The organism is Streptantibioticus ferralitis (genome assembly GCF_029223525.1).
GTDB classification, from domain to species: Bacteria; Actinomycetota; Actinomycetes; order Streptomycetales; family Streptomycetaceae; genus Streptantibioticus_A; species Streptantibioticus_A ferralitis.
Genome location: NZ_JARHTQ010000100.1, coordinates 1 through 705 on the forward strand (window position 1 = coordinate 1; position 705 = coordinate 705).

Here is a 705-nt window from a genome sequence, read left to right on the forward strand (position 1 = left end):
GCGTGTTCATCGGCAGCTACCACTCCGGCTACGGCGACATCGTCGCCCAGGCCACCGACGAGCCCCCCGCCCAGCTGATGACCGGCAGCGCGCAGAGCGTCCTGTCCGGCCGCATCGCCTACGTCCTTGGCCTCGAAGGCCCCGCCGCCACCATCGACACCGCATGCTCCTCGTCACTGGTCGCCATGCACTGGGCCGGGCAGTCCCTACGCACCGGCGAAAGCACCCTCGCGCTGGCCGGCGGCGTCACCGTGATGGCCACCCCCGGCACGTTCGTCGAGTTCACCCGCCAAGGCGGCCTGGCCGGTGACGGCCGCTGCAAGGCATTCGCCGAGGCAGCAGACGGCACGGGCTGGTCCGAGGGCGCCGGCATTATCGTGCTGGAACGTCTCTCGGATGCCCGCCGCAACGGCCATCGCGTACTGGCGGTGGTGCGGTCGAGTGCGGTGAATCAGGATGGTGCGTCGAATGGGTTGACGGCGCCGAATGGGCCGTCGCAGCAGCGGGTGATTCGGCAGGCGCTGGCGGTCGCTGGACTGACGTCCGCCGATGTTGATGCGGTGGAGGCGCACGGTACCGGTACGACGTTGGGTGATCCGATCGAGGCGCAGGCGGTGTTGGCGACGTATGGTCAGGGGCGGTCGGAGGATCGGCCGTTGTGGCTGGGGTCGGTGAAGTCGAACATCGGGCATACGCAGGCGGCTG

The 705-nt window shown here is 69.5% G+C and carries 1 protein-coding gene; it reads left to right on the top strand.

From position 1 onward, the window contains the following. Positions 1-705, top strand: a 705-nt coding sequence (locus P2L57_RS39850) for a beta-ketoacyl synthase N-terminal-like domain-containing protein (RefSeq protein WP_275823498.1), incomplete at both ends; no start/stop codon positions are given.